This is a genomic window from Corynebacterium sp. Marseille-P4611, from assembly GCF_916618765.1.
Lineage (GTDB): Bacteria > Actinomycetota > Actinomycetes > Mycobacteriales > Mycobacteriaceae > Corynebacterium > Corynebacterium marquesiae.
This window is the reverse complement of record NZ_CAKAKD010000001.1, coordinates 1,228,015-1,252,150: the sequence shown is the minus strand read 5'-3', so window position 1 is coordinate 1,252,150 and position 24,136 is coordinate 1,228,015. Positions and strand designations below refer to the sequence as shown.

Below are 24,136 nucleotides of genomic sequence, written 5' to 3'. Positions count from 1 at the left end.
GTACGCACGTACGTCTTCCATCGGGGGTGAAATAGCCCCGAACGTGTTCCTCATCACGGTAAGATTTTGGCCGCTACCTGCACGAACCTCTACTGTTAAAGCCGTTCAGCTTCGCTTCCGCACAAAGGAGGACTTCGTGGCTTCGCAGCCCAAGCATCCAGTAGATATCGTCCCACCCACTCCCAAACTAGCTGCCTTGGGTATACAGCATGTGCTGGCGTTTTATGCCGGCGCAGTCATCGTCCCGCTGCTCATTGCCGGCTCGCTCAATCTGGATGCGGAAACCACCATCCACCTCATTAATGCGGACCTATTGACCTGTGGCATAGCGACGATCATTCAGTCCCTGGGCGTCGGCAAGCACATTGGCGTGCGCCTGCCCATCGTGCAGGGCGTGACTACAACGGCCGTCTCCCCAATTATTGCCATTGGACTGGACGCGACCGACGGCGCGGGTGGGGTGGCCTCGCTGCCAACCATCTATGGCGCCATTATTGTCGCCGGCCTTTTTACCTTCTTCGCGGCGCCGGTCTTTGGCAAGGTGCTGCGTTTCTTCCCGCCGGTGGTCACCGGTTCGGTCCTGCTGGTCATGGGTACGTCACTGCTTGGGGTGTCGGCCAATGACTTTGTCAATTACGCCGAGGGCGTGCCGGCCACCCGCGACTTGCTCTATGGCTTTGGCACGCTCGCGGTCATCATCTTGGTGCAGCGTTTTTCCTCCGGCTTCCTGGGTACCCTGGCCGTGCTCATCGGCCTAGTCTTAGGCACTGGCGTGGCCCTCGTGCTTGGCGACGCCTCCTTTGACGAGGTCTCCTCCGCCCCCGCCCTCGGCATTACTACCCCGTTCTACTTCGGTATGCCGAAGTTTGACCTGGTAGCGATTTTCTCGCTCATCATCGTCATGATCATCACCATGGTGGAGACCACCGGTGACGTCTTTGCCACCGGCGAGATTGTAAAAAAGCGCATCCGCCGCGATGACGTCGTGCGTGCCATTCGCGCCGATGGCCTGTCCACCCTGGTGGGCGGCGTGATGAACTCCTTCCCCTATACCTGCTTTGCCCAAAACGTTGGCCTGGTACGCCTGACCAGCGTGAAATCGCGCTGGGTGGCCGTTGCTGCCGCGGGGTTCATGATGGTGCTGGGCATTTTGCCTAAGGCCGGCGCGGTCGTGGCCTCCATCCCCTCCCCTGTTCTCGGCGGCGCCTCCCTGGCACTTTTCGCCAACGTGGCGTGGGTGGGCCTGCAGACCATCGCCAAGGCCGACCTTTCCGATGGTCGCAACTCCGTCATCGTTACCTCCGCGCTGGGGCTGGCCATGCTGGTGACCTTCAAGCCGGATATCGCCTCCGCCTTCCCGGAGTGGGCACAAACCTTTGTCTCTTCTGGCATGTCCATCGGCGCGATTACGGCCATCGTGCTCAACCTTTTGTTCTTCCACACTGGGGGCAAGCAGGGAACGCAGGTATCTCGGGCCGTCGGCAAGAGCGTGAGCCTGCAGCAACTCAATGGCGCCTCCCGCGAGGAATTCGTCTCGGCCCTGCGCCCGCTGTTTAATAACGAGACCTGGCCGTTGGAGCTGGCGTGGGAGTCGCGGCCGTTCGGCGATATTAATGAGCTGCGGGCGGCCATTCAGGTGGCCGTGCTGACCGCGGATGATTCCCGCCGCGCCGCCCTCATCCACGATTACCCGGCCATGGATGAGCTGCTGCTTGCCGACGCCAACGAAGCCGCCACCATCTCCGCCGACCGCGGCTCCCTCGGTCTGACCGACCTAGATGATGTGCAGACCGAGCGCATCACCGAGCTTTCCGCCGCCTACCGCGAGCGCTTTGACATGCCTTTTGTGGCCTATTTGGATACCAATGACACCGTCGACCGCGTCATTGATGCCGGCGTGCGCCGCCTGGCCAACTCCCCGGAGCAGGAGTACCGCACCGCGCTGGGCGAAATCGTAGAAATTGCCAACGACCGCTTCGATATTCTGCTGGCCGACGCCAACCCTGTCCGCTCCTCGTGGGACCGCAAGTTCACCGAGGTGGACTAGTTAGCGAAAGGAAAAGTCCACTTCGGCCTCTGGGTCCACACCGGAAATAATGCCGGTGTAGAACTGCTTGGCCTGGGATTGGAGGACATCGCGATTATCCGCGATGTCCTCTTTCTTTTTGTCCTCGTTGAGGATCTTAGTGATGGTTTCCGCCTTATCGATATCCGGGGTAATCCAGCTCAACGCGCCATTGTCCTCCACCGCGGTTTCGAAATTCTCATCCGAGTGCCCGATGAAAATGAACTCGGGGATCTCCACGCGGAAGTGGCGCGGGGATTCTTCTTCCACCTGAACCTGCGAACCTTCGATGCCGAGCTTGGCGCGGTAAGAGTACTTGATGTATTGGGTGCGCTCGCTGCCCGGGACCTGCCAATTCCACAGCGTGCTCGTGGCGGATTCCTCCGATAGGCCCTCGACACCCAGCGAGACGAGCACCACCTGCTCTTCGCGCTCCACGGCCTTGATGACCTTGGTATTACTCGATTCGGTCTCCACCTCCACCGGTTCCCGTACCTGCCAAACGAACACCGCGGCGGCAGCCACGGCGGCAATGAGAATGACGGCGATAAGGGTGGAAAGCAGCTTTTTCATGATGACTATCTTAGGGCAACTATGCGGGCGGTGATATGCGAAAGCGCCGCCGGCTCTGCGAGCCGACGGCGCCGATTGTGCGCCCGGTGAGACTTGAACTCACACGTCCTAAGACACTAGAACCTAAATCTAGCGCGTCTGCCAATTCCGCCACGGGCGCGGGGGACTTGCCATAGTGTACACGGCATGCCGGCAATCCAGAAACCAGGGGTGTTCTGTTTTCCGGCCGCTGGTGGGTAGGGTGGATCGCGTGAGCACTCAAGAGGAAAAGAAGAACAAGCGCGTGCAGGTGCGGTGGTGGCACATCCTCCTCATCGCGTTTTTCGTCGTGCTCTTCCTATTCCTGGCCTATTGGCAATGGACACGCTTCCGCTCCGGCTCGGGCACCTTCCAAAACTTGGGCTATGCCTTCCAGTGGCCACTGTTCGCCGTGTTCGTGGTCTACGCCTATCGCACCACGCTGCGCTATGAAAACGAGCGCCTCGCGGCCGAGGAAGAAGCCCGCGACATGGATAGCACCGTCACTGAGGCCCCGGCTGAGTCTCCTGCACAACCGCAGGCGGAAACCAAAATCGATGAAGATTTCCTGCCCCAGCGGCCTCAGATAGATGTGGAAACGTTTAACGCCATGAATACCCCGCGCCGCCGGCGCGGCGAGAACGAAGAAAGCTGATTATGACCAATAAAGTTCACCCCGCCCGCCAGGCCCGCATCCGCGGACCTTTGAAGTTTTTCTCCATCGCAGCCACCGTGACCGGTATCTTCCTGATTATCCTGGTCATCCGCATGGTCTGCCAGTACCTCATCGGCATGGAGATCCCAGAGTGGGCCACCTACATCGCGATCGTTCACGGCATCGCGTACATGACTTACCTGCTGTCCATCCTCATCCTCGGCCCGCGCGCGCTGTGGCCGGTGGGCAAGCTCTTTACCACCGCCCTTGCCGGCGTGGTGCCCTTCCTGTCCTTCTGGATGGAGCACAAGCGCCGCAGGGAAATTGAGGAAGAGTTCCAGCTTTAGGAACTGCGAACCAGCTCCGCGATGGCGGGGACTAGTTGACTTAGAGCGCGGCCGCGATGCGAGACCGCGTTCTTTTCTTCTGGGGACATCTCCGCAGCCGACCGGGACTCGCCTTCTGGCTGAAAGAGCGGGTCATAGCCAAAGCCGTTGTCCCCGCGCGGCTCGCGCAGGAAGCGGCCTTCCCAGCGGCCCTCAGCCACGTGCTCGGTGTCATCGGGAGTCACGAGCGCGCAGACGGAGACAAAGGCGGCGGCGCGGCGCTCATCGGGAACATCGGCCATCTGTGCCAAGACCAGGTCATTATTGGCCTGGTCATTGCCGTGCTGGCCGGACCAGCGGGCGGAAAGCACGCCGGGCATGCCGTTAAGCTCTTCGATGGCCAGGCCGGAATCATCCGCGACGGTAGCAAAGCCGGTAGCAGCCGCGCCGGCGCGGGCCTTGATGAGCGCGTTATCGGCAAAAGTGCGGCCGTCTTCCACCGGCTCCGGATAAGGCTCCACAGCGGATAGCGGGCGCAGCTCGACGCCCTCGATGCCGGCATCGGCCAGGATGCGCTCGAGCTCCGCGAGCTTTTTCGGATTATTGGACGCGACGAGAATTACCACCCCAGCGCCGCCTTTTGTGCGGCGATGAGCTCGCGGCAGCCCTTCTGGGCTACGTCCAGCATCTCGTTGAGCTCCTCGCGGCCAAAGAGGCCGTGCTCACCGGTGCCCTGGATTTCCACGAAATCGCCGGATTCCTGCATTACTACGTTGAGGTCGACCTCGGCGCGGGAGTCTTCCTCATAAGGCAGGTCGAGGCAGATTTCGCCGTCTATGATGCCTACCGAGACCGCAGCGATGGGATCGAGCAGCGGCTCGCCGGGGACAACGCCCTCGGCCTTGAGGTGTGCGATGGCGTCGGCAAGCGCAACGTAGGCGCCGGTGATAGACGCAGTGCGGGTGCCGCCATCGGCCTGGAGGACGTCGCAGTCGAGCTGGATGGTGTTCTCGCCCAGCTCCTCCAGGTCCACCGCGGCGCGCAGGGAGCGGCCGACGAGGCGGGAAATCTCATGGGTGCGGCCCTTGACCTTGCCTTTCATGGATTCGCGCGGCATGCGGTCGTGGGTGGCGGAAGGCAACATGGCGTACTCGGCGGTAAGCCAGCCTTCGCCCGAATCGCGCTTGAAGCGCGGCACGCCATAATCTACGGATGCGGTGCACATGACGCGGGTATTGCCAAACTCCACCAGCACCGAGCCGGCCGGGTTGGTGGTGAAACTGCGGGTAATGCGGACGCTGCGCATCTGGTCGAGCGCGCGCCCATCGGCACGAGTAAATTCAGTCATGCCGTCCAGCGTATCTTAGAACTCCATCCCCGCGGCGCCGAGGACAATCTCGCCATCGAATTCGGAGCGGGCTGCCTCCAAAGTAGCTTGCGCATCGCCCCACGGCTGAATGTGGATGAGCACCAGCTTGCCCACACCCGCCTCGCGTGCCGCCCTACCGGCTTCCGCGCCCGACATGTGCATGTCCGGCGCCTTGCCCTCAGAGGTCTCACCCCAGGCCGCCTCGCAGAGGAAGATATCGGCACCACAGGCGGCTTCGACAAGCGCGGGCGTATACGAAGAGTCACCGGAATAGGTAATGGTGTGCCCGGTCTTCGTGTGCTCCACGCGCAAGGCATAGGCCTCTACCGGGTGGTTTACAGGGAAGGGAGTGATATAGACATCATCCACGAGCTGGCGCTCGCCCGGCTCCCAGGCACTAAAGGCGAAGGTATCGGACATGTCATCGATGCCATCGACCTCATCAGAGGACAGGCGACCCAGGTGCGTGGGCGTAGCTTTCGGCCCGAAGCACATATTGCGCGAAGCAGCCGGCGCGGTGGGATGGAAGCGGCGCCACACCATCAGGGAAGGAAAATCCAGGCAGTGATCGGCATGCAGATGGCTAAAGGCCACGTGCGCATCACAAGGATCCTGCTGCTGTTCCAGCTGCGCCAAGGTGCCAGGGCCCATGTCGAGGACGATGGACGGCGCATTATCGAAGGACAGCAAGTAGCCGGAGGCGGGATTCTGGGCGGTGGGGACGCTACCGGAGCAGCCTAGGATGGTCAGCTTCATGGGCTCAATAGTTCCATGAAATCACCCCGCATGCGTATTCAACGTGCAAACGGGGGAGAAATTCCACTTCCTTATGCAATCTGGGGGCCGAGAAAGCGCCTGGCAAGGCGGGCAAAAGCCTCCGGATCTCCGGTGGATTCAAAAGTGTGGACCGGCTGATTCTCTGCGGGGGCCAACATATCCGTTTCCGTGAGGATCCGCATCACATCCTTGGTGGTCTCCTCCGAAGAGGTCACCAGCGAGACATTATCGCCCATCGCCAGCTGGATGATCCCGGTCAACAGCGGATAATGCGTACAGCCTAGAACCAGCGTGTCTACCCCTTGTTCCTGCAGCGGGGCCAGGTAGCCCTCGGCGACGCCGAGGATCTGGCGGCCGGCGGTAATGCCGCGCTCGACAAAGGGAACAAAATCCGGGCAGGCGGTGGCAAAGGCCTGCACCTTGGGGTTGAGCGCGAAGAGATCCTGATAGGCACCGGATTTGACGGTGCCCTCAGTGCCGATGACGCCGATTTTTCCGTTGCGCGTGGTGGACATGGCGCGGCGCACCGCGGGCCGGATGACTTCCACGATGGGGATATCGTAGCGCTCGCGCGCATCGTGCAAGAAGGCGGCGGTGGCGGTATTGCAGGCAATGACCAGCATCTTGCAACCACGCTCCACCAGCCGATCGGCCACGTCTTGAGAAAAGGCGCGGACTTCAGAGATGGGCCGCGGGCCATAAGGGCTGTGGGCGGTATCACCGGTATAGATGACGGATTCGTGCGGCAGCTGTTCCATCACCGCGCGGGCCACGGTGAGCCCGCCCACGCCGGAATCAAAGATGCCGATGGGAGAGGTTGCAGTTGGCATTAACGCTTCACTGCCTTAACCGGGTCGTCCGAGGTAATGGTCATGCCGGCGAGGATTCCGCCGATGGCGCCGAAGAGGTGGCCCTGCCAGCTCACGCCCTCGTAGACGGGCAACACGCCCCATACCAAGCCGGAGTAAGCGAAGCCGAGCACGATGCCCAAGATGGTCTGGATGAGCGAGCGATTAAAAATTCCGCGCACAATCAGATATGCCAGCCAGCCATAGACCAAGCTGGAGGCACCGATATGCGAGGTACCGGGACCGCCGATAAACCAGGTTCCGAGGCCCGCAACCAGCGTGGTAATCAGCGTGACCTCCCACCAGGCCTTGCGGCCGGAAAGACCGATGAGGAAGCAAAAGATGGCGCCGGGCACCGAGTTAGACATCAAGTGCTCAAAGTTCGCGTGGAGCAGTGGAGCGGCAAAAATCCCCCAAATGCCGTTGAAATCTAACGGGCGGATGCCGTAATTGGATAGCTGGCCGCCAAAGAGATAGGCGTTGACAATATGGACTGCCCACTCCACGACAAGGAAGCCAAAGGCTATGGAAAAGCCGGTGGTGATGCGGCCGCTGCGGGTGTAATTCTTGGAATCGCCGCGATTGACCGGCCCCGAGGGCGCCGGCCGGTAGTTAGATATTCCGCCTGAAGTCATAATGCGCTTTATCTTAGTCCAGCAGATCGCGGTACGCGCTCAAGCCTAGGCCGGGATCGGCGGCGGTAACCGCGTTGGCGATAGCCTCCTCCACGGCATCGGCGGCTGCGGCGCATAGCTGGGTGATCTCCTGCGTGCTGAGTTCAGCTGGGCGCTGCGCGGTCGACAAGGCAAAGATGGTGTCGCCGTCTAGCGGTGAATGGGCAGGCCGCACCGCACGAGCGATGCCGTCGTGGGCAGTCATTGCCAGACGTTGGGCTTGGGCGGTGGTTACGGGGGCGTCGGTAAGCACCGCGCCGATGGTGGTATTGAGCTTGGACTCCGCTGGGTGCGGCAAGGCGCGGTAGGCGGCCGCATTGACCGGGGTGCGACCCGGCGCGCCGTACAGCCGGCCGGACTGCGGATCGATGACCTCGCCTACGGGATTGGCGACCATCGCGGCGGAGACCTCATACTCACCCACTCGGCGCGAAGCGAGGCCAAACCCACCGCGCAGCTTGCCAGCGGTAGCCCCCACGCCGGCTCCCACCGACCCCATGGATTCGTCGCTGCCCGCGAACGCGGCTCGCAGCGCGGCTGCGCCTTCTTTCGGCCCAGGGCGGGAAGGCCCGACCAAGAGGTCAAAGATGACGGCTCCGGGGACGATGGGCACGCGCGGTCCAGGCTTATCCTCGCCAAAGACAGGGAAGCCAATCCCCTCGTGTGCCAGCTCATTCATTACGCCATCGGCAGCCGCCAAGCCAAAGGCGGAACCGCCCGCCAACACCACGGCGTGGACGCGCTCGACCGTATTATGCGGCTGCAAAAGATCTGTTTCGCGGGTGCCAGGGCCGCCACCGCGCACGTCGACGCTGCCGAGCGCGCCACCCGGCCCGCAGTAGAGCACTGTGACTCCGGTATCGGTGCCGCTATAGTGCCCGATGCTCATGCCGTCTAGCATTAGTCCATCAGCACCTGCAGCAGCGAATCTTGGCAGAAAGCCAACCATTCCACGAGGCTGTCGCGGTCCAACATCAGGTTTTCATCGGAAACATCGCCTGCCGCAACATAGAGGCGCAAATCATTAAGGCCGGCAACAAAGGCTTGGGCCTCCTGCTCACTAATGGTGACCTCTACCCCGCCGGTGGGGCCAAGGGCCGAACCGATGACTTGAAGGTTTTCTAGCTTTGCGCGCGCAATGTCATTCTCGTGCAGCGAGCGCAGCAAAGAAGCATCGCCTTCGTATTCCTCATCGCCGGGCATTTCAAAGTCTGGAAAGAGACGGGCCAGTGAAGGATCGTCCGGGGCTTCGGTGTGGCCGGTAGGCATGTCCAGCATCTCTGCTAGCTCATCCTTAGGTGCGGACTGCGCGCGCCCGATGATCGCCTCGGAGACGGTAGCGGTGAGATCACCTAATACCTCGCGCTCCATTGGCTCAAAAACGGCCGTTATCTTCGGCGCGCGCATGAGGGACTTCTTTTTCTTCCACGGTTGCATATATTTAACCTGCCTGCTGCATCGTTGCCCACAGACCCGCGATCTGGAGCTTTTTCACGTCTGCCTCAATTTTGTCGCGCTCGCCGCTGGAGACGGCGGCCTTGCCCTCAGTATGGACCTGCATCATGAGTTCATTGGCTCGCTTCTTGTCATATCCCAAAACGGTTTGGAATACGTAGGACACGTAGGTCATTAGGTTGACTGGGTCATCCCACACGATGCACATCCACGGGAGGTTCTCACTCGTGGCCACATCTACGTCGAGTTCTTCATCCAATTCGGGCGTAGCCATAGGAGAGCTCATGCGGACTACGGGAAATTGCGCCTTCATGCTTTCTAGCCTAACCACTTTTGGGGATTTATTGTGGGCCAGCCCAATCTGACTGCGGACAATCTAGGCCCTAAGAATCTAAACCTCTGAAAAACACCTAGTCAGTGGGTATTATCACTCCCGTGAATGACAAAGCTATTCCTAATGATCGCTCCACTGCTCTACTGACGGATAAATACGAGCTCACTATGCTCCAGGCCGCGCTGCGAGACGGCTCGGCAAACCGCCAGGTCACCTGTGAGGTATTCGGCCGCCGTCTGCCCAATGAGCGCCGCTACGGCGTGGTTGCCGGCACCGAGCGGGTCCTGCGTGCGGTGGAGGATTTTCGCTTTTCGGCCAATCAGTTAGCAGAGATGGACTTCCTGGATGACAAAACCAAGGAATACCTGCGTCACTATCGCTTTTCCGGGCAGATTGACGGCTACCGCGAGGGTGAGCTTTATTTCCCCAACTCCCCCATCCTGACCGTGCGCGGCACTTTTGGTGAATGCTTAATCCTTGAGACCGTCATCCTGTCCATCCTGAACGCCGATTCCGCGGTGGCTTCGGCTGCTTCCCGCATGGTCACGGCTGCCGATGGCCGCCCGATTATCGAGATGGGCTCGCGCCGCACCCACGAGTATGCGGCGGTAACCGCCGCCCGCGCGGCCTACCTGGCTGGCTTCGAAGCCACCTCCAATTTGGAGGCAGGCTACCGCTACGGCATCCCGGTCTCCGGCACTGCCGCTCATTCCTGGACCTTGGCGCATACCAACCCGGACGACACCCCGAACGAAGAAGCCGCTTTCCGCTCCCAGATCGACACGCTGGGTGTAGAGACCACCCTGCTGGTCGATACCTATGACATCACCAAGGGCGTAGAAACCGCAGTGAAAGTAGGTGGCCCGCAGCTAGGTGGGGTCCGCATAGATTCCGGTGACTTGGGCGCCGTCACCCGCCGCGTACGCAAGCAGCTGGATGATTTGGGCAACCACAATACCAATATCGTGGTCTCCTCTGACCTCGATGAGTTTGCCATCGCTGGCCTGCGCGGCGATCCGGTCGATGTCTATGGCGTCGGCACGTCCGTGGTCACCGGCTCCGGCGCGCCTACAGCCGGCATGGTCTACAAGGTAGTGGAGGTAGATGGCATCCCAGTGGCCAAGCGCTCTACTTCCAAGCAGTCCGTCGGCGGTGCCAAGCGGGCGCTGCGCACCTACCGTTCCTCGGGCGTGGCGGTGGAGGAAATCGTCTACCCCTTTGAGGAACCGGCGCCAGATACCGGCCAGCTCGATACCCGCGAGATGACCATTCCGCTCATGCGCGATGGGCACATCGTTGACGGCTTGCCGAATCTGCATGCCTCTCGCGAGTATTTGGATCAGGCCCGCAAGACCCTGCCGTGGGAAGGCCTGGCGCTCTCGCGCGATGAGGCGGCCGTGCCCACGCGGATGGTGGGCTTTAAAAAGTAGGCCGCTAGACTGTGTGGGGTGAGTGAGCACGCAGATGAGCCCCTAAACCTCGACACGGAAACGCTGCTGGGCAAGGCCGTTGACGCGCTGGGCGGCAGCCGGCGCGAAGGCCAGGTGCGCATGGCCACGGCCGTCACGGCTGCGCTCGAAAAGGAGCGCCACCTGGCAGTGCAGGCAGGTACCGGTACCGGTAAATCCCTGGCCTACTTGGTCCCGGCTATCCGGCATGCGATGAACTCGGGGTCCACCGTCATCGTCTCCACCGCGACGCTAGCCTTGCAGCGCCAGCTGGTGGAGCGCGATCTGCCGCGGCTTGCTAAGGCACTCGCCCCTGTTATGGAGCGTACGCCTACCTTCGCCATCATGAAGGGCCGCAATAACTACCTGTGCATGAATAAGATTGCGGCTACGCCGGATGACCCGGAAGCTCTTATCGACGAATCCGAGATCTCCCACCGCGGCAAGGCCGTGCGCCGTATCCACGAGTGGGCGCAGGAAACCGACACCGGTGACCGCGATGATCTAGAGCCGGGCGTGCCGGACTTGGTGTGGCGGGCGGTTTCCGTAACGTCCAACGAGTGCTTGGGCGCGTCGCGCTGCCCGCACGGGCCAGATTGCTTTGCAGAAGAGGCTCGCAGGGCGGCTGCCGACGTCGATATCGTGGTCACCAACCACGCCATGCTCGCCATCGACGCGGTTTCTGAGGCAAATATTTTGCCGGAGCACGACGTCGCCATTATCGATGAGGCCCACGAGCTCGATGGCCGCATCACCTCTGTATCTACCGCGGAGATTACTACCCGCGCCATCAAGATGGCTGCCAACCGCGCGAAGTCGCTGGGCAATGCTGGCAGTCTCTCGGACTTGGCCGAGGAATTTGATGACCTGATGAAAATCCAAGAGCCAGGCCGCTGGACGGACTTAGATGAAACCTCACAGGGCCACTTGCGCGCGCTTGCCGACGAATTCCTGCGCGTTAAGTCCCTCATTTCTCACGCACCAGAAGGCGAGGCCACCGACGATCCGGAGAAAAACGCCGAGCGCCAAAACTTGAGCAACCACCTCTCCGACCTCGCGCAGGCCGTAGCGCGCATGCTGGAGGTCTTCGCCACCGATGACCCGGCCAAGCAAGACGACGTCGTCTGGCTCGAGCGCGATCCGCGCAGCGACGCCGAAACACTCGCCGTGGCTCCCTTGTCGATCGCCCACATGCTGCGCGAGAACCTCTTTGGGGAGCAGACGGTGGTGCTGACCTCGGCCACCCTCGCCCTCGGCGGCCGCTTCGATGCCATGGCCGCGCAGTGGGGCATGCCGAGCGGCACCTACGACACCCTGGATGCGGGCACGCCTTTCGACCCAGCCAAATCCGGCATCCTGTACACCGCCAAGCACCTACCCGCGCCGGGCCGCGATGGCCTGCCCAAAGAAACCATCGATGAGATCTACGAGCTCATTATGGCCGCCGGCGGGCGCACGCTTGGTCTGTTCTCCTCCCGCCGCGCCGCGGAAGAGGCGGCCACCACCCTCAAGCCGCGCATCCCCTTTGACCTCTTCGTGCAAGGCGAGGATTCCATCGGCGCACTGGTAGAAAAATTCTCCCAGAAGGAAAACTCCTGCCTCTTCGGCACACTTACCCTGTGGCAAGGCGTGGACGTGCCAGGACCGGCCTGTTCGTTGGTCATCATCGACCGCATTCCGTTCCCCCGGCCGGACGATCCCCTGATGCAGGCGCGCGCCCAGGCAGCCGATGCTGCGGGCCGCTCCGGGTTCATGGAGGTTTCCGCCAACCACGCCGCGTTGCTCATGGCACAGGGCGCAGGCCGCCTGCTGCGCCACGTGACCGACCGCGGAGTGGTGGCCGTGCTCGATAGCCGCTTGGAGTATAAGCGCTACGGCAGCTTCCTCAAGGCCTCCATGCCGCGCTTTTGGCAAACCACCGACCCGGATACGGTGCGCGGCGCGCTTAAGCGATTGGTCGCCGCAGGGCGCACACGGTAGCCGAGTCCGGCGCAATCTCCGTAAAGCCGGCGTCTACGATGACCACGGCGCCGTCCTGCGCACAGGCGGTGCGAAAATATTCTCCGGATACCTCGCGAACCGAAAGCTTAAAACCGGTGTCGGCCCAGGCACGGGCCTCCCCCACCGACATCGCCGCGGCGAGCATCATCGAACCGTGGCCCACCTGCGCTGCGGCCTTGCCCGCAGACATGTTGAGGCTGCGGTCGACGTAGATAACGGGGGCATCGCCAAGCGGGGCTCCCGGCTCATCATAAGCAAGGTCAGTGTGACCGATTTGCAGCTTGCCGATGAGCGGATCCACCTCCCCCACAGCCGAAGGCGCGAAGGCCCGGGCACGGTCCGCCACGGTCACGCCGGGCAGGCTCTGCACATCGCGCCAGGCCTTATTGCGGGCCCGGCGGGCGATCTTGCGGATGCGGTGGCCGTACCACTGGTCCAGGGCGTGGGCGAAGGCCCCGTCCTCCCCCGCGCGCTCGTCCAAGCACACGGCCACAACGGCGCTGGCGGCCGCCTCCAGCACCTCCGTGCGCGCCGGCGGCTCCTGCTTTGGCAGGTTAAGCGCAATCTGCATCGCTTGGATGGTGGCGGGCTCGTCAGGGTTTTCTGGGTCATCGCGCCACGAGCGCGAGTCACAAGCTTCTACCAAGCGCTGGTGGGCGTTTCCAAACTTATCCATGCACAACCTCCTCGGCCGGGATTCCCAAAATCTGTAGTACCTCATCCAGCCGCCGGTGATTTACCGAGGTATCCGCCACTTCTTGCAGCGCCGGCTTAGCGTTAAAGGCAATGCCCAGTCCCGCGGCGGTAATCATATCGATGTCATTGGCACCATCGCCCACGGCGACCGTCTGGCGCATGCCTACCCCGGAATCTGCGGCGAATTCCCACAGGAATTCCTCCTTGGCCTTGCGGTCAACCACCCTGCCGGTTACGCGGCCGGTGAGCTTGCCATCGGCGATTTCCAAGGTATTGGCGCGGACGTAATCTAATTGCATTTCTGCGGCTAGGCCCTCTAGGACTTGGATGAACCCGCCCGAGACCACAGCGGTGCGATAACCGATGCGGTTGAGCGTGGCAATAGTCTCGCGGGCACCGGGGGTCAGCTGAATCTCGCGGGCTACTTCATCAACGATGGAAGCATCCAGGCCGGCCAAAACGGCCACGCGCTCGCGCAGGGACTCCTCAAAGTCCAATTCGCCGCGCATAGCCCGGGCCGTGATGGCGGCAACCTCTTCCTCCTTGCCGGCGTGCGCGGCCAGCATCTCGATGACCTCGCCTTGAATGAGGGTGCTATCGCAGTCGAAGCAGACGAGGCGCTTGGAACGCCGGCCCAGACCCGCCGGTTCGATGGCAATGTCGATGCCAATCTGCTGTGCCAGCTCTGCCAGCGCCTGGCGTACGGGTGCCGCGGAACCATCGAGGGACAAGAAAAGCTCTAGGCCGGTCAGTGGAGAGGTGGAAAGCCCGCGGATGCGATCGATATTGGCATCGAAGTTGGCCAATACGCGGGCGACCTCCTCTACGTGGTGGGCGGTTACTTCCGTTCCCATGAGGACCACCGCATGCGTAGAGCGAGCTCGCGCGCTAGATTCCTCCTCCCGTACGTCCACGGATACCTGCTGCCCGTAGATGCTCAAGGTATTGCGCAACCCCTGTGCAATCTGCTCGGCGCGCGCACTGGGAATGCGGGTATGGGCAGCGAGGGTGATACGGCCGGAAAAGATGGCCTGTTCGACGTCGACAAGCGCGGCGCTATAAGACGCCAACACGCGGAAGAAGGCAGCCGAGACCCCAGGTTTGTCCGGTCCAGTGGTGGTAATGACGGCATAGGTATCAACTTGGGTACTCACGCGGCCCATTATCGCACGTGGGGCAAATAAGATACGCCAAAGCCGCCTCCCACGGCCCTTGTGAACTGCTCCCCATTAGTTGGACTGAGAAATCAGTTGCCAACAACTAGTGGGGAGCATTTTCTTTGAGAGCACGTAGTTCGCTGAGTGAAGTTCAGCGTGAGCAGTTAGTGGAGCTTTTCGAGCAGGGAATGGGTTGCCGAGCCGCTGCTCGTGTTGTCGGTGTCTCGAGAGACGCAACGCGTAGACTTTATCGCCGTTTCCAACTGCGTGGCAGACTATGTCTCGTGGAGAAACCAAACAAGCAGCACTACTCCTTCGAGGCGAAGAAGGAAGTTGTAGAACGTCATCTTGCGGGTGAGTCGATGATGGATCTTGCCCGAGAGTTCAATCTTTCATCCGACCACCTCGTCAAGGACTGGGTGGCTAAGTGGCGCAGAGGCGGCGACGAGGCTCTGCGCCCGAAGCCGAAGGGCAGGCCCAAAGGATCGGCTGCGCCGAAACGCCTCACGGAAGAGGAAAAGCTTCGCCGCCAGGTTGAGCGGCTGGAAGCGGAAAACGCCTACTTAAAAAAATTGCGAGACTTGAGGAACCAGGGACACGCCTGAAAGCCCAGGCAATCGTCATCCTCAAGTCACACCACCGCTTGGACTACCTCCTGGATGCGGCCGGCATGGCACGCTCGACATTCTTCTACCACCAAAAACGACTCACCGCACCGGATAAACATGCCGAGCTCAAACAAGCGATCCGGGACAGTTTTCAGCGCAACAAACACCGCTACGGCTACCGGCGGGTACTGCTCGACCTGCGTAACCAGGGCTGGGTGGTCAACCACAAACTTGTCTACAAGCTCATGCGCGCCATGGGCTTGAAAGCCAAGATCCGCCAGCGCAGGCCCTACATCTCCTACACTGGCACAATCAGCTACATCGCTGAGAACACACTCGAGCGCAACTTCACCCCCGATAGGCTCAACACTGTCTTCGTCAGCGACGTCACCGAGTTCAAAGTCGCTGGCCGCAAGGTGTATCTCTCACCGGTGATGGACCTGTTCGACCGCTCAATCGTCGCCCACACAGTGGCCACATCGCCGTCTACGGCGTTTACCTCGGCTTCGTTGGCGCAGGCGATCAAAGCGTGTGCTCCAGAGCCGGGCTGGATGATCCACACCGATCAAGGATTCCAATACAAGCACTCATCATGGCGCACCCTGATTAGCCAGCACCAGGGAGTCCAATCGATGTCACGCAAAGGCAACTGCTACGACAACGCGGTCATGGAGAACTTCTTCGGCCACCTGAAAACCGAGATGTACCACGGAGAAGCCTTCGACACCGTCGCAGAGTTCAACCAGGCAATCGACGAGTACATCCGGTGGTACAACACCGAACGCATCCAACAACGACTCAAGGGCCTGACCCCGATGCAATATCGAAATCAGACCCTTGAAGCCCTAACCGCCTAGAATTAAACCAGTCCAACTTTCGGGGGCCAGTTCATTGGCGGGCTGGGAGGCGGCTTAAGTCAGGAGTGCTTTAGCGAGTTATATCGCTTTAGTGGCTACCCACGTGTGCTTCTTCGCGCATGCGCTGAACCATGTGCGGGTAGTGCAGCTCGAAGGCCGGACGCTCGGAGCGGATACGCGGCAGCGACACGAAGTTGTGGCGCGGCGGCGGGCAGGAGGTTGCCCACTCGAGGGAATTGCCGTAGCCCCATGGGTCATCCACGGTAACAATCTCGCCGTAGCGCCAGGACTTGAACACGTTCCAAATCAGCGGGATAACGGAAGCGCCCAAGACGAAGGAGAAGATGGTGGAAATCTGGTTGAAGACCGTGAAGCCATCGGACTCCAGGTAGTCAGCGTAACGACGCGGCATACCCATGTTGCCGACCCAGTGCTGAACCAGGAAGGTGCCGTGGAAGCCGATGAAGGTCAACCAGAAGTGAATCTTGCCCAGACGCTCGTCCAGCATGCGGCCGGTCATCTTCGGGAACCAGAAGTACAGGCCGGCGAAGGCGGAGAACACAACCGTACCGAACAGGGTGTAGTGGAAGTGTGCAATCAAGAAGTAGGACTCAGCCAGCTGGAAGTCCAGTGCCGGGGATGCCAGCATAACGCCGGTCATGCCGCCGAAGAGGAAGGTTGCCATGAAGCCCATGGCGAAGATCATCGGGGTATCCCAGGTGATGTGGCCCTTCCACATGGTGCCGACCCAGTTGAAGAACTTAACGCCGGTTGGAACCGCAATCAGGAACGTCATGAAGGAGAAGAACGGCAGCAGGATAGCGCCGGTGACGAACATGTGGTGTGCCCACACAGCCATAGACAGGGAGCCGATGGCCAGCAGTGCGAAGACCAGACCGATGTAGCCGAAGACCGGCTTGCGGGAGAAGACCGGAACGACCTCAGACACAACGCCGAAGAACGGCAGCGCGAGGACGTAGACCTCAGGGTGGCCGAAGAACCAGAACAGGTGCTGCCACAGGATGGCGCCACCATTAGCGGAATCGTAGATGTGGCCGCCCAGCTTGCGGTCATACAGAACACCCAGTGCCGCAGCGGTCAGCAGCGGGAAAATCATCAACACGATGGCGGATGCGGTAAACACAGCCCAGCTGAAGACCGGCAGACGGAACATGGTCATGCCCGGTGCGCGCAGGGTCAGGATGGTCGTAATCATGTTGATAGCGGAGGCAATGGTACCGACACCGGTAGCGCCCACGCCGACAATCCACATATCCGCGCCGATGCCCGGGGTGTGGACACCATCAGCCAGCGGCATGTACATGGTCCAGCCGAAGTCAGCCGCACCACCTGGGGTAACGAAGCCCAGCAGCATGACGATGCCGCCCAGCAGGGTAACCCAGAAGCCGAAGGCATTCAGACGCGGGAAGGCCACGTCCGGCGCACCAATCTGCAGCGGCAGAATGTAGTTACCAAAGCCCCACACAACTGGGGTTGCAAACAGCAGCAGCATCACGGTGCCGTGCATGGTGAACAGCTGGTTGAACTGCTCATTGGACAAGAACTGGAGACCCGGGGTGAACAGCTCCGCGCGGATCAACAGTGCCATAAAGCCACCGAGGAAGAAGAAGCTGAAGGACATGATCAAGTACATGATGCCCAGCTGCTTGTGGTCGGTGGTGGTTAGAAATACCCAAGCCTTTGAACCGGTCTTCGCGTTACCGGTTGGCTCTGGACGTGTGGGGGCGACGTAGTCGTCGACCCGTGGCGCCACAGCGGTCATAAAATCCTCCTGAATAACAAAGTGTCTGTGGACAGACTCCACCTACACCTAGGTTTACTCGCCTTATATTAGGCCATTTTCCCCTGTTCTTTCCAGCTTCCCCCAATACTCGGACGCAAGGACACACCTCACCACTGACCACATCTGCCACATTGCCCCTGCACGTGGCGCAGCCACTATTTCCACCTACGGTTTTCGCCAAAGATACAGCGTGCTATATGTCACAGTCGCGCCGAATTGTGCGGCCCCAAAACGTAAAAACACACCCCCGCTCGTTATCAACCTTTCGGTTGAGTTCGAGCAGAAGGTGTGCCGCTAGACCACGCTGATCAGCAGGAATGCTTAGAAGTCCCAGTCATCATCCGTAGTGTCCTCAGCCTTGCCGATGACATAGGAAGAACCCGAACCAGAGAAAAAGTCATGGTTCTCGTCGGCGTTCGGCGACAACGAGGACAAGATAGCCGGGGAAACGCGGGTCTCATCGGCCGGGAAGAGCCCCTCGAAGCCCAAGTTATTCAACGCCTTATTGGCGTTGTACCGCAGGAAGCGCTTAACGTCCTCGGTCCAGCCCAGGTCATCGTAGAGATCCTCGGTGTAGTCGATCTCATTGTCATAGAGGTCATAGACCAAGTCGAAGGTGTATTCCTTCAGCTCCGCCTGGCGCTCTTCATCCAGCTGCTTATACGCCTGCTGGAACTTATAACCAATGTAGTAACCATGCACGGCCTCATCGCGGATGATCAGGCGGATGATATCGGCAGTGTTGGTGAGCTTCGCACGGGAGGAGAAGTACATCGGCAGGTAGAAGCCGGAGTAGAACAGGAAGGACTCCAGCAGCGTGGACGCCACCTTCTTCTTCAGCGGATTATCGCCCTTGTAGTAGGACAAGATGATCTTGGCCTTCTTCTGCAGGTTCTCGTTTTCTTCGGACCAGCGGAAGGCATCGTTGATCATCGGCGTGGACGCCAGGGTCATAAAGATATTGGAATAGGACTTGGCATGCACGGACTCCATGAAGGCGATATTGGTGTAGACCGCTTCCTCATGCAGAGTCTGGGAATCCGGAAGAAGCGAAATCGCACCCACTGTGCCCTGGATGGTATCCAGCAGCGTCAGGCCGGTAAAGACCCGCATGGTGGTTTCCTTTTCCTTCTCCGTCAGCGTCTTCCAGCTGGGAAGGTCATTGGAGACTGGAACCTTTTCCGGCAACCAGAAGTTACCGGTGAGACGGTCCCACACTTCAAGGTCCTTTTCATCCGGGATGCTATTCCAGTTAATGGCTTCAACTGGCTTTTCATGACTAGAAAGATAGTCATCGTACTCGTGCGACACGCGGCGTCACTCCAATACATAATACGGACAATTTTAGCTCCCCAGCATACCCAATTCGGCCGCCCCTCTAAGCCATTGTGCTGGATACCACTTACCTATACTGATCCCAGTTACTTCGGAGCATGCAAAGAAAGGATTTCCGCATGAGCGCTACCCCTCCCCTACTCGGCTCCGTGGTGGACCAGCTCGGCGCGGATATAGTAAGCGGAGACCTCGCGGAGGGCGAGCGGTTCCGGCTGGAGGACGTCGAAAAGCGCTTTGGCATCTCCCGCACCGTAGCCCGAGAGGCCATGCGCGCCTTGGAGCATCTCGGCATGGTGAGCTCTGGGCGCCGCGTGGGCCTCACGGTGCTACCGATGGAGAAGTGGGCGGTATATGACCCAGCGATCATTGGCTGGCGCTTAGACAACGATAAAACGCGCGGGCAGCAAGTGGCCCGGCTCAACGAGCTAAGGCTTGGCATCGAACCGGTGGCCGCGCGTCTGGCTGCCGGCAACGCCACCGCCCAGCAGCGGGCAGAATTGCTGCGCCTCGCCGCGCGATTGGCCGAGCTGGAATCCACCCCGTCTCCGCGCGTGGGTGAAGAATTGGAAACCGATCTGCGCTTCCACACCCTCATCCTGCGGGCCTCCGGCAATGAAATGCTCGCCGCGCTCGCCCCCTCCCTAGTGGCGATGCTCAAGGGTAAGTCCGTCTTCGGCTCCCGCAAACGCGACCCCATCAGCGGCACCACACAGCTGCACATGGAACTGGCCCGCGCCATTGATGCCGGGCTTGCCGACGCCGCCGAAGAAACCTCCCGCACCATTCTCGACCGCACTAGGGCCGAAAACGGCTAAACGCCTCGATGCACGTCCTTCCCCGCGACGTGCATCGAGGCGCCCTACCACCGGTTTAGAGCATGCAGGATACGCAGCCCTCGACCTCGGTGCCCTCCAGCGCCATCTGGCGCAGGCGGATGTAGTACAAGGTCTTAATGCCCTTGCGCCACGCATAAATCTGCGCGCGGTTGACCTCACGAGTGGTCGCGGTGTCCTTGAAGAAGAGCGTGAGCGATAGGCCCTGGTCCACATACTTCGTGGCTACGGCATAAGTATCGACGATCTTCTCGTAGCCGATCTCATAAGAATCCTTGAAATACTCCAGGTTGTCATTATCCATGTGCGGCGCCGGGTAGTAGACGCGGCCGATCTTGCCCTCCTTGCGGATCTCAATCTTGGAGGCAATCGGGTGGATGGACGAGGTGGAGTTATTGATATAGGAAATCGAACCCGTCGGCGGTACCGCCTGCAGGTTGCGGTTATACAGGCCGTACTTAGCCACGTCCTGCTTCAAGTCCTCCCAGTCCTGGGCGGACGGGGTGTGGATCGAAGAGGCGTCGAAAAGCTCCTGTACCTTCTTGGTCTTCGGCTTGAACTCTTCCGGATCGTAGCGGTCAAAGAATTCGCCCGAGGCATACTCGGACTGGGGGAACTCCGTGAAGTACTCGCCGCGCTCGCGGGCAATCTTATTGGAGGCACGCAGCGCCGCATACAAAATGGCGGCAAAATAAGCATTGGTAAAGTCCAAGCCCTCTTCCGAGCCATACTCGATGTGTTCGCGGCCCAAGTAACCGTGCAGGTTCATCTGGCCCAAGCCGATGGCGTGGGACTCATCATTACCACGGCGCACGGACGGCACGGAGTCAATGGAGGTCTTATCCGCCACGGCGGTCAGGCCGCGGATGGCGGTTTCCACCGTATTGGCAAAGTCCGGCGAATCCATGGTCATCGCGATATTCAGGGAACCCAAGTTGCAGGAAATATCGCTGCCCAACTCCTCATAGGTCAGGTCCGCGTTGAATTCGGATGCGGAGTTAACCTGCAGGATTTCCGAGCACAGGTTGGACATGTTGATCCACGAGGTCTTCACTGGGTTCGCGCGGTTTACGGTGTCCTCGAACATGATGTACGGGTAACCGGACTCGAACTGTAGCTCTGCCACGGTCTGGAAGAAGTGGCGGGCGTTGATCTTCTTCTTGCGGATGCGTGGGTCTTCCACCATCTCCTCATAGTGCTCGGTCACGGAGATGTCACCGAAGGCCTTGCCATAGACGCGCTCGACGTCATACGGCGAGAAGAGGTACATATCATCATTACGCTTAGCCAACTCAAAGGTGATATCCGGCACGACGATGCCCAGCGAGAGGGTCTTAATGCGGATCTTCTCATCCGCATTCTCGCGCTTGGTGTCCAGGAAGTTCATGATGTCTGGGTGGTGCGCGTTGAGGTAAACCGCACCGGCACCCTGGCGGGCACCGAGCTGGTTGGCGTAGGAGAAGGAATCCTCCAGCAGCTTCATCACGGGGATGACGCCGGAAGACTGGTTCTCAATGTGCTTAATTGGTGCACCGGACTCGCGGATATTAGACAGCAGGAGGGCCACGCCGCCGCCACGCTTGGAAAGCTGCAGCGCGGAGTTGATGGAGCGGCCAATGGACTCCATGTTGTCCTCGATGCGCAGCAGGAAACAGGAGACGAGCTCGCCGCGCTGGGCCTTGCCGGCGTTGAGGAAGGTCGGGGTAGCCGGTTGGAAGCGGCCGGTCATGATCTCGTCTACGAGGTGCTCCGCTAGGCCAGTATCGCCATCCGCCAAAAATAGAGCCGTCATGGAGACGCGGTCTTCAAAACGCTCCAAGTAGCGGCGTCCGTCGAAGGTCTTCAGCGTGTAGCTGGTGTAGTACTTATACGCGCCCAGGAAGGACTTGAAGCGGAACTTATAGGAATAAGCGCGCTTGAATAGCTCCTTAATAAAGGAGAAATCATACTGCTCAATGACCTGCGGGTCGTAGTACTTGTTATTAATCAGGTAATCGATCTTTTCTTCCAGATCATGGAAGTAGACCGTGTTTTGATTAACGTGCTGCAGGAAGAATTGGTTAGCGGCCTCGCGGTCTTTCTCAAACTGAATCTTGCCGTTATCATCGTAGAGATTCAGCATCGCGTTCAGAGCGTGGTAATCCAACTGCTCTTCTGGCTTTACTGGCTCGGCGACGGTCTTCCCCAATTGCGTACTCACAGCTGACAAGGCCTTTCTTAAAAATCAGGATCTTTATTTAAGTCGTAGTGGGCGCTAGGCCGCGGCCTCGAGCCCGAGCTCGGCGGCGTTAGCCAATAAACCTTCACGACAAATTTTTATATCGTCATCGTTTCCCAGCAACTCGAAACGATATACATAGGGCACTTTACATTTGGCACTGATGACGTCACCAGCCTTGCCAAAATCGGCACCGAAATTGCTATTGCCACCCGCGATTACCGCGCGAATGAGGCTGCGGTTGTGCTCATCATTGAGGAACTTAATAACCTGCTTTGGCACGGGCCGGGAGTTTTGGTGGCTGATGGAAGCGCCCCCGCCATAGGTGGGGCACACCAAGACATAAGGTTCGTTGACCTTGAGGAGCTCCTCCGTGCGGCGCAGCGGAATGCGCGCGCTGGGAAAGCCCAGTTTCTGCACGAACCGGTGCGTATTTTCCGTCGCGGAGGAAAAATACACGACCAACATGGCTACTGGCCTCCCTACCTCTTAGGCGGATGCCGCTACGGAAGCCAAGCCCTTGATACGGTCAGGGCGGAAACCGGACCAGTGCTCGCCATTAGCTTCAACTACTGGTGCCTGAACGTAGCCCAGTGCCATGACGTAATCACGGGCTTCATCATCAACAGAAATATCGACCAGGTTGTAATCGAGCCCGGCGCGGTCGAGGGCCTTCTTGGTGGCATTGCACTGGACGCAAGCTGGCTTGGTGTAAACGGTGATAGACATATAGATCCTTAAAGCTCCTGCATTGAAAAATTCGTCAGAGCGGGGAGCGTTTTCCCGCCTAAACGGGCGCTTCCTGCGCCGCTCTGAGCAACATCAACGACACTATACTTTGGGGGAAATACCCGCAACTAACACAATATGTAGTAGTTACAGCCATGGTATTCCCAGGATGGCACACCCCCGGACCCCACATGTTGACCACACCTAAGGACAGCCATGAAACTACACCAATGGGATTCCTGCAGGTTTACCTGGAGTTCACGATTTTGTGTGTCAAAGTTCACATTTAAGGGGCTGGCGGCCCGCTCTAGGCCCCGCTTATCGGCACCCCCTCAGAGACGCAGGTCGACGGGTTCGGTCCCTCCCCCGGGGCGCGCTTCAGACCAAAGATGACCTGACTCAACACCGTCCAGTTGGTCGGCAGCTTGTCGTGCCGAGGAGCCACGCCGCAGATCTCGCCCAGGTCGAGGTTGACCACATCGGCGCCGTCGCCAAGCGCCAGCTGCGAAGAACTATTCGGAGTCACCGTCGTATCCCCCGGTGAGTAAATGGAGGTATAAAGCACGCCTGGCGCGGTATCCGGCAGCGCATTGAGCCGTTTCATAAACTCCGACCCCACTACTTGCTGGATGCCGGCCGTACTAGCCAGGAAGGCGGCGAGGTGCGGTGCGAAGGCAATGAATTTAGAAAGCGTCTCCCCCTGCCCGTTAAGCGTGGTGCCGTGGAAGTTGCCACCTAGCGCCACCGCATGGGACACATGACCCGCCCCATCATGCATCTGTGTATACGTCTTGATGTGCATACCGCCCTGGGAATGGCCCACCAAGTTCACCTTGTCCGAGCCAGTGACCTCGCGGACATAGTCCACCTGATCCGCAATTTCCGCGGCCGAATCATCCAGGTCCGCGATGGCTTTGACGCTTGGAATCATATTCTGCAAGGTGACATCATCGGCGCCGTAGTCAAAGGCCCACACGCACGCCCCCTGATCTTGCAAGAGATGGACCAAATTTCCCCACACGGAAGCATTATTCGAGGTTCCATGCAGCAGCACAACGGGCTCAGTGATGTCCCCTGAAGGCACACAGGACGGGTCATTGATACCAAGAGACTCCGGTGCAGAGGATTCCCACTGTGGTTCTGCGGCATGAGCCACTGGGGCAGACAATCCGAGTGCGGCGGCAGTGAGCGCGGCGACGATCCGCTGGGACATTATTCTTCTTTCTCACGACATCAATAGACAAAATAATTATATTCATATATTTGCCTTTATGTTTACCGGAACTGAAGAGAATGTATCCTTTTGTGCCAGAGCTCACGCATGAAAAAATCCGCCCCACTCCGGAAAGCCGGAGG

General features: G+C 59.8%; 23 protein-coding genes, 1 tRNA gene and 1 pseudogene. 7 read left to right on the top strand and 18 right to left on the bottom strand.

What is annotated here, in order from left to right; all coding sequences use genetic code 11:
* Window positions 1-136 precede the first annotated feature (136 nt).
* Entirely contained in the window at window positions 137-2,047 is a 1,911-nt protein-coding gene (locus tag LG376_RS06080; protein ID WP_225746503.1) for a solute carrier family 23 protein, read from the top strand.
* Here the strand turns inward: LG376_RS06080 and LG376_RS06075 are convergent, their stop codons facing one another.
* Window positions 2,048-2,638, bottom strand: a complete 591-nt coding sequence (locus LG376_RS06075; protein WP_225746502.1) for a hypothetical protein — start codon at window positions 2,636-2,638, stop codon at window positions 2,048-2,050. It abuts the gene before it with no gap.
* A 78-nt stretch (window positions 2,639-2,716) separates the two neighbouring features.
* Window positions 2,717-2,798 (bottom strand) — tRNA-Leu (locus LG376_RS06070).
* 90 nt (window positions 2,799-2,888) lie between these two features.
* Here LG376_RS06070 and LG376_RS06065 point away from each other — a divergent pair.
* Both LG376_RS06065 and LG376_RS06060 read left to right on the top strand, forming a co-directional pair.
* Entirely contained in the window at window positions 2,889-3,311 is a 423-nt protein-coding gene (locus LG376_RS06065; protein WP_225746501.1) for a hypothetical protein, read from the top strand.
* A gap of 2 nt (window positions 3,312-3,313) precedes the next feature.
* Complete coding sequence (locus tag LG376_RS06060; protein WP_225746500.1) at window positions 3,314-3,658, top strand: DUF3817 domain-containing protein; 345 nt, start codon at window positions 3,314-3,316, stop codon at window positions 3,656-3,658.
* Here the strand turns inward: LG376_RS06060 and rdgB are convergent.
* The 8 genes from rdgB to clpS form a co-directional block, all read right to left on the bottom strand.
* A complete protein-coding gene (gene rdgB, locus LG376_RS06055; RefSeq protein ID WP_225746499.1) occupies window positions 3,655-4,263 on the bottom strand; it encodes an RdgB/HAM1 family non-canonical purine NTP pyrophosphatase in 609 nt (202 codons plus the stop codon). The two genes, LG376_RS06060 and rdgB, sit on opposite strands and share 4 nt — an antisense overlap.
* A complete protein-coding gene (gene rph / locus LG376_RS06050; RefSeq protein ID WP_225746498.1) occupies window positions 4,257-4,985 on the bottom strand; it encodes a ribonuclease PH in 729 nt (242 codons plus the stop codon). The genes rdgB and rph overlap by 7 nt, the downstream gene beginning before the upstream one ends.
* Before the next feature lie 15 nt (window positions 4,986-5,000).
* Complete coding sequence (locus LG376_RS06045; protein WP_225746497.1) at window positions 5,001-5,762, bottom strand: MBL fold metallo-hydrolase; 762 nt, start codon at window positions 5,760-5,762, stop codon at window positions 5,001-5,003.
* Window positions 5,763-5,833: 71 nt separating this feature from the next.
* A complete protein-coding gene (gene murI / locus LG376_RS06040; RefSeq protein WP_049377276.1) occupies window positions 5,834-6,613 on the bottom strand; it encodes a glutamate racemase in 780 nt (259 codons plus the stop codon).
* Window positions 6,613-7,266, bottom strand: a complete 654-nt coding sequence (locus tag LG376_RS06035; RefSeq protein WP_225746496.1) for a rhomboid family intramembrane serine protease — start codon at window positions 7,264-7,266, stop codon at window positions 6,613-6,615. The genes murI and LG376_RS06035 overlap by 1 nt, the downstream gene beginning before the upstream one ends.
* 13 nt (window positions 7,267-7,279) lie before the next feature.
* A complete protein-coding gene (locus LG376_RS06030; RefSeq protein WP_225746495.1) occupies window positions 7,280-8,206 on the bottom strand; it encodes a P1 family peptidase in 927 nt (308 codons plus the stop codon).
* Window positions 8,206-8,742 carry a DUF2017 domain-containing protein gene (locus LG376_RS06025; RefSeq protein ID WP_049377279.1) on the bottom strand — a complete coding sequence of 179 codons (537 nt, stop codon included), beginning with the start codon at window positions 8,740-8,742 and terminating at the stop codon, window positions 8,206-8,208. Before LG376_RS06025 ends, LG376_RS06030 begins: the two co-directional genes overlap by 1 nt.
* Window positions 8,743-8,746: 4 nt before the next feature.
* Entirely contained in the window at window positions 8,747-9,073 is a 327-nt protein-coding gene (clpS, locus tag LG376_RS06020; RefSeq protein WP_225746494.1) for an ATP-dependent Clp protease adapter ClpS, read from the bottom strand.
* A gap of 122 nt (window positions 9,074-9,195) precedes the next feature.
* Here clpS and LG376_RS06015 point away from each other — a divergent pair, with 122 nt between their 5' ends.
* Window positions 9,196-10,524 carry a nicotinate phosphoribosyltransferase gene (locus LG376_RS06015; RefSeq protein WP_225746493.1) on the top strand — a complete coding sequence of 443 codons (1,329 nt, stop codon included), beginning with the start codon at window positions 9,196-9,198 and terminating at the stop codon, window positions 10,522-10,524.
* An 18-nt stretch (window positions 10,525-10,542) separates the two neighbouring features.
* Window positions 10,543-12,522, top strand: coding sequence for an ATP-dependent DNA helicase (locus tag LG376_RS06010; protein WP_225746492.1), 1,980 nt, complete (start codon window positions 10,543-10,545; stop codon window positions 12,520-12,522).
* Here the strand turns inward: LG376_RS06010 and LG376_RS06005 are convergent.
* Together LG376_RS06005 and serB are read right to left on the bottom strand one after the other, a co-directional pair.
* Window positions 12,488-13,219 (bottom strand): aminoacyl-tRNA hydrolase, encoded by a 732-nt coding sequence (locus LG376_RS06005; RefSeq protein WP_225746491.1) that lies wholly within the window; start codon window positions 13,217-13,219, stop codon window positions 12,488-12,490. The two genes, LG376_RS06010 and LG376_RS06005, sit on opposite strands and share 35 nt — an antisense overlap.
* Entirely contained in the window at window positions 13,212-14,402 is a 1,191-nt protein-coding gene (serB, locus tag LG376_RS06000; protein ID WP_049377282.1) for a phosphoserine phosphatase SerB, read from the bottom strand. Before serB ends, LG376_RS06005 begins: the two co-directional genes overlap by 8 nt.
* 198 nt (window positions 14,403-14,600) lie before the next feature.
* On the opposite strand from serB, the pseudogene LG376_RS05990 reads away from it, so the two are divergent.
* Window positions 14,601-15,861, top strand: a pseudogene (locus LG376_RS05990) (IS3 family transposase).
* Between the two features lie 88 nt (window positions 15,862-15,949).
* Here LG376_RS05990 and ctaD read toward each other — a convergent pair.
* Complete coding sequence (gene ctaD, locus LG376_RS05985) at window positions 15,950-17,644, bottom strand: cytochrome c oxidase subunit I (RefSeq protein ID WP_049378446.1); 1,695 nt, start codon at window positions 17,642-17,644, stop codon at window positions 15,950-15,952.
* Window positions 17,645-17,986: 342 nt separating this feature from the next.
* A complete protein-coding gene (nrdF, locus tag LG376_RS05980; protein WP_225746490.1) occupies window positions 17,987-18,976 on the bottom strand; it encodes a class 1b ribonucleoside-diphosphate reductase subunit beta in 990 nt (329 codons plus the stop codon).
* 143 nt (window positions 18,977-19,119) lie between these two features.
* Here nrdF and LG376_RS05975 point away from each other — a divergent pair, with 143 nt between their 5' ends.
* A complete protein-coding gene (locus tag LG376_RS05975) occupies window positions 19,120-19,815 on the top strand; it encodes a FadR/GntR family transcriptional regulator (RefSeq protein WP_225746489.1) in 696 nt (231 codons plus the stop codon).
* A 55-nt stretch (window positions 19,816-19,870) separates the two neighbouring features.
* Here LG376_RS05975 and nrdE read toward each other — a convergent pair whose 3' ends face one another.
* The 4 genes from nrdE to LG376_RS05955 form a co-directional block, all read right to left on the bottom strand.
* Complete coding sequence (gene nrdE, locus LG376_RS05970) at window positions 19,871-22,033, bottom strand: class 1b ribonucleoside-diphosphate reductase subunit alpha (RefSeq protein WP_049378443.1); 2,163 nt, start codon at window positions 22,031-22,033, stop codon at window positions 19,871-19,873.
* Window positions 22,034-22,087: 54 nt separating this feature from the next.
* Complete coding sequence (gene nrdI, locus LG376_RS05965) at window positions 22,088-22,519, bottom strand: class Ib ribonucleoside-diphosphate reductase assembly flavoprotein NrdI (RefSeq protein WP_225746488.1); 432 nt, start codon at window positions 22,517-22,519, stop codon at window positions 22,088-22,090.
* Window positions 22,520-22,540: 21 nt separating this feature from the next.
* Window positions 22,541-22,780, bottom strand: coding sequence for a glutaredoxin-like protein NrdH (gene nrdH / locus LG376_RS05960; RefSeq protein WP_198491999.1), 240 nt, complete (start codon window positions 22,778-22,780; stop codon window positions 22,541-22,543).
* A gap of 307 nt (window positions 22,781-23,087) precedes the next feature.
* On the bottom strand, window positions 23,088-23,993 hold the full coding sequence (locus tag LG376_RS05955; RefSeq protein ID WP_225746487.1) for an alpha/beta fold hydrolase: 906 nt from the start codon (window positions 23,991-23,993) through the stop codon (window positions 23,088-23,090).
* Between the last annotated feature and the right edge of the window lie 143 nt (window positions 23,994-24,136).

What these genes read in the sequence shown, in the direction of transcription:
- serB (WP_049377282.1), bottom strand. Translation starts at nt 14,402, where the DNA reads ATGGGCCGCGTGAGTACCCAAGTTGATACCTATGCCGTCATTACCACC.
- nrdI (WP_225746488.1), bottom strand. Translation starts at nt 22,519, where the DNA reads ATGTTGGTCGTGTATTTTTCCTCCGCGACGGAAAATACGCACCGGTTC.
- LG376_RS06075 (WP_225746502.1), bottom strand. Translation starts at nt 2,638, where the DNA reads ATGAAAAAGCTGCTTTCCACCCTTATCGCCGTCATTCTCATTGCCGCC.
- clpS (WP_225746494.1), bottom strand. Translation starts at nt 9,073, where the DNA reads ATGAAGGCGCAATTTCCCGTAGTCCGCATGAGCTCTCCTATGGCTACG.
- LG376_RS05955 (WP_225746487.1), bottom strand. Translation starts at nt 23,993, where the DNA reads ATGTCCCAGCGGATCGTCGCCGCGCTCACTGCCGCCGCACTCGGATTG.
- LG376_RS06035 (WP_225746496.1), bottom strand. Translation starts at nt 7,266, where the DNA reads ATGACTTCAGGCGGAATATCTAACTACCGGCCGGCGCCCTCGGGGCCG.
- LG376_RS05975 (WP_225746489.1), top strand. Translation starts at nt 19,120, where the DNA reads ATGAGCGCTACCCCTCCCCTACTCGGCTCCGTGGTGGACCAGCTCGGC.
- murI (WP_049377276.1), bottom strand. Translation starts at nt 6,613, where the DNA reads ATGCCAACTGCAACCTCTCCCATCGGCATCTTTGATTCCGGCGTGGGC.
- LG376_RS06045 (WP_225746497.1), bottom strand. Translation starts at nt 5,762, where the DNA reads ATGAAGCTGACCATCCTAGGCTGCTCCGGTAGCGTCCCCACCGCCCAG.
- rph (WP_225746498.1), bottom strand. Translation starts at nt 4,985, where the DNA reads ATGACTGAATTTACTCGTGCCGATGGGCGCGCGCTCGACCAGATGCGC.
- LG376_RS06030 (WP_225746495.1), bottom strand. Translation starts at nt 8,206, where the DNA reads ATGCTAGACGGCATGAGCATCGGGCACTATAGCGGCACCGATACCGGA.
- ctaD (WP_049378446.1), bottom strand. Translation starts at nt 17,644, where the DNA reads ATGACCGCTGTGGCGCCACGGGTCGACGACTACGTCGCCCCCACACGT.
- nrdH (WP_198491999.1), bottom strand. Translation starts at nt 22,780, where the DNA reads ATGTCTATCACCGTTTACACCAAGCCAGCTTGCGTCCAGTGCAATGCC.
- LG376_RS06005 (WP_225746491.1), bottom strand. Translation starts at nt 13,219, where the DNA reads ATGGATAAGTTTGGAAACGCCCACCAGCGCTTGGTAGAAGCTTGTGAC.
- LG376_RS06060 (WP_225746500.1), top strand. Translation starts at nt 3,314, where the DNA reads ATGACCAATAAAGTTCACCCCGCCCGCCAGGCCCGCATCCGCGGACCT.
- LG376_RS06025 (WP_049377279.1), bottom strand. Translation starts at nt 8,742, where the DNA reads ATGCAACCGTGGAAGAAAAAGAAGTCCCTCATGCGCGCGCCGAAGATA.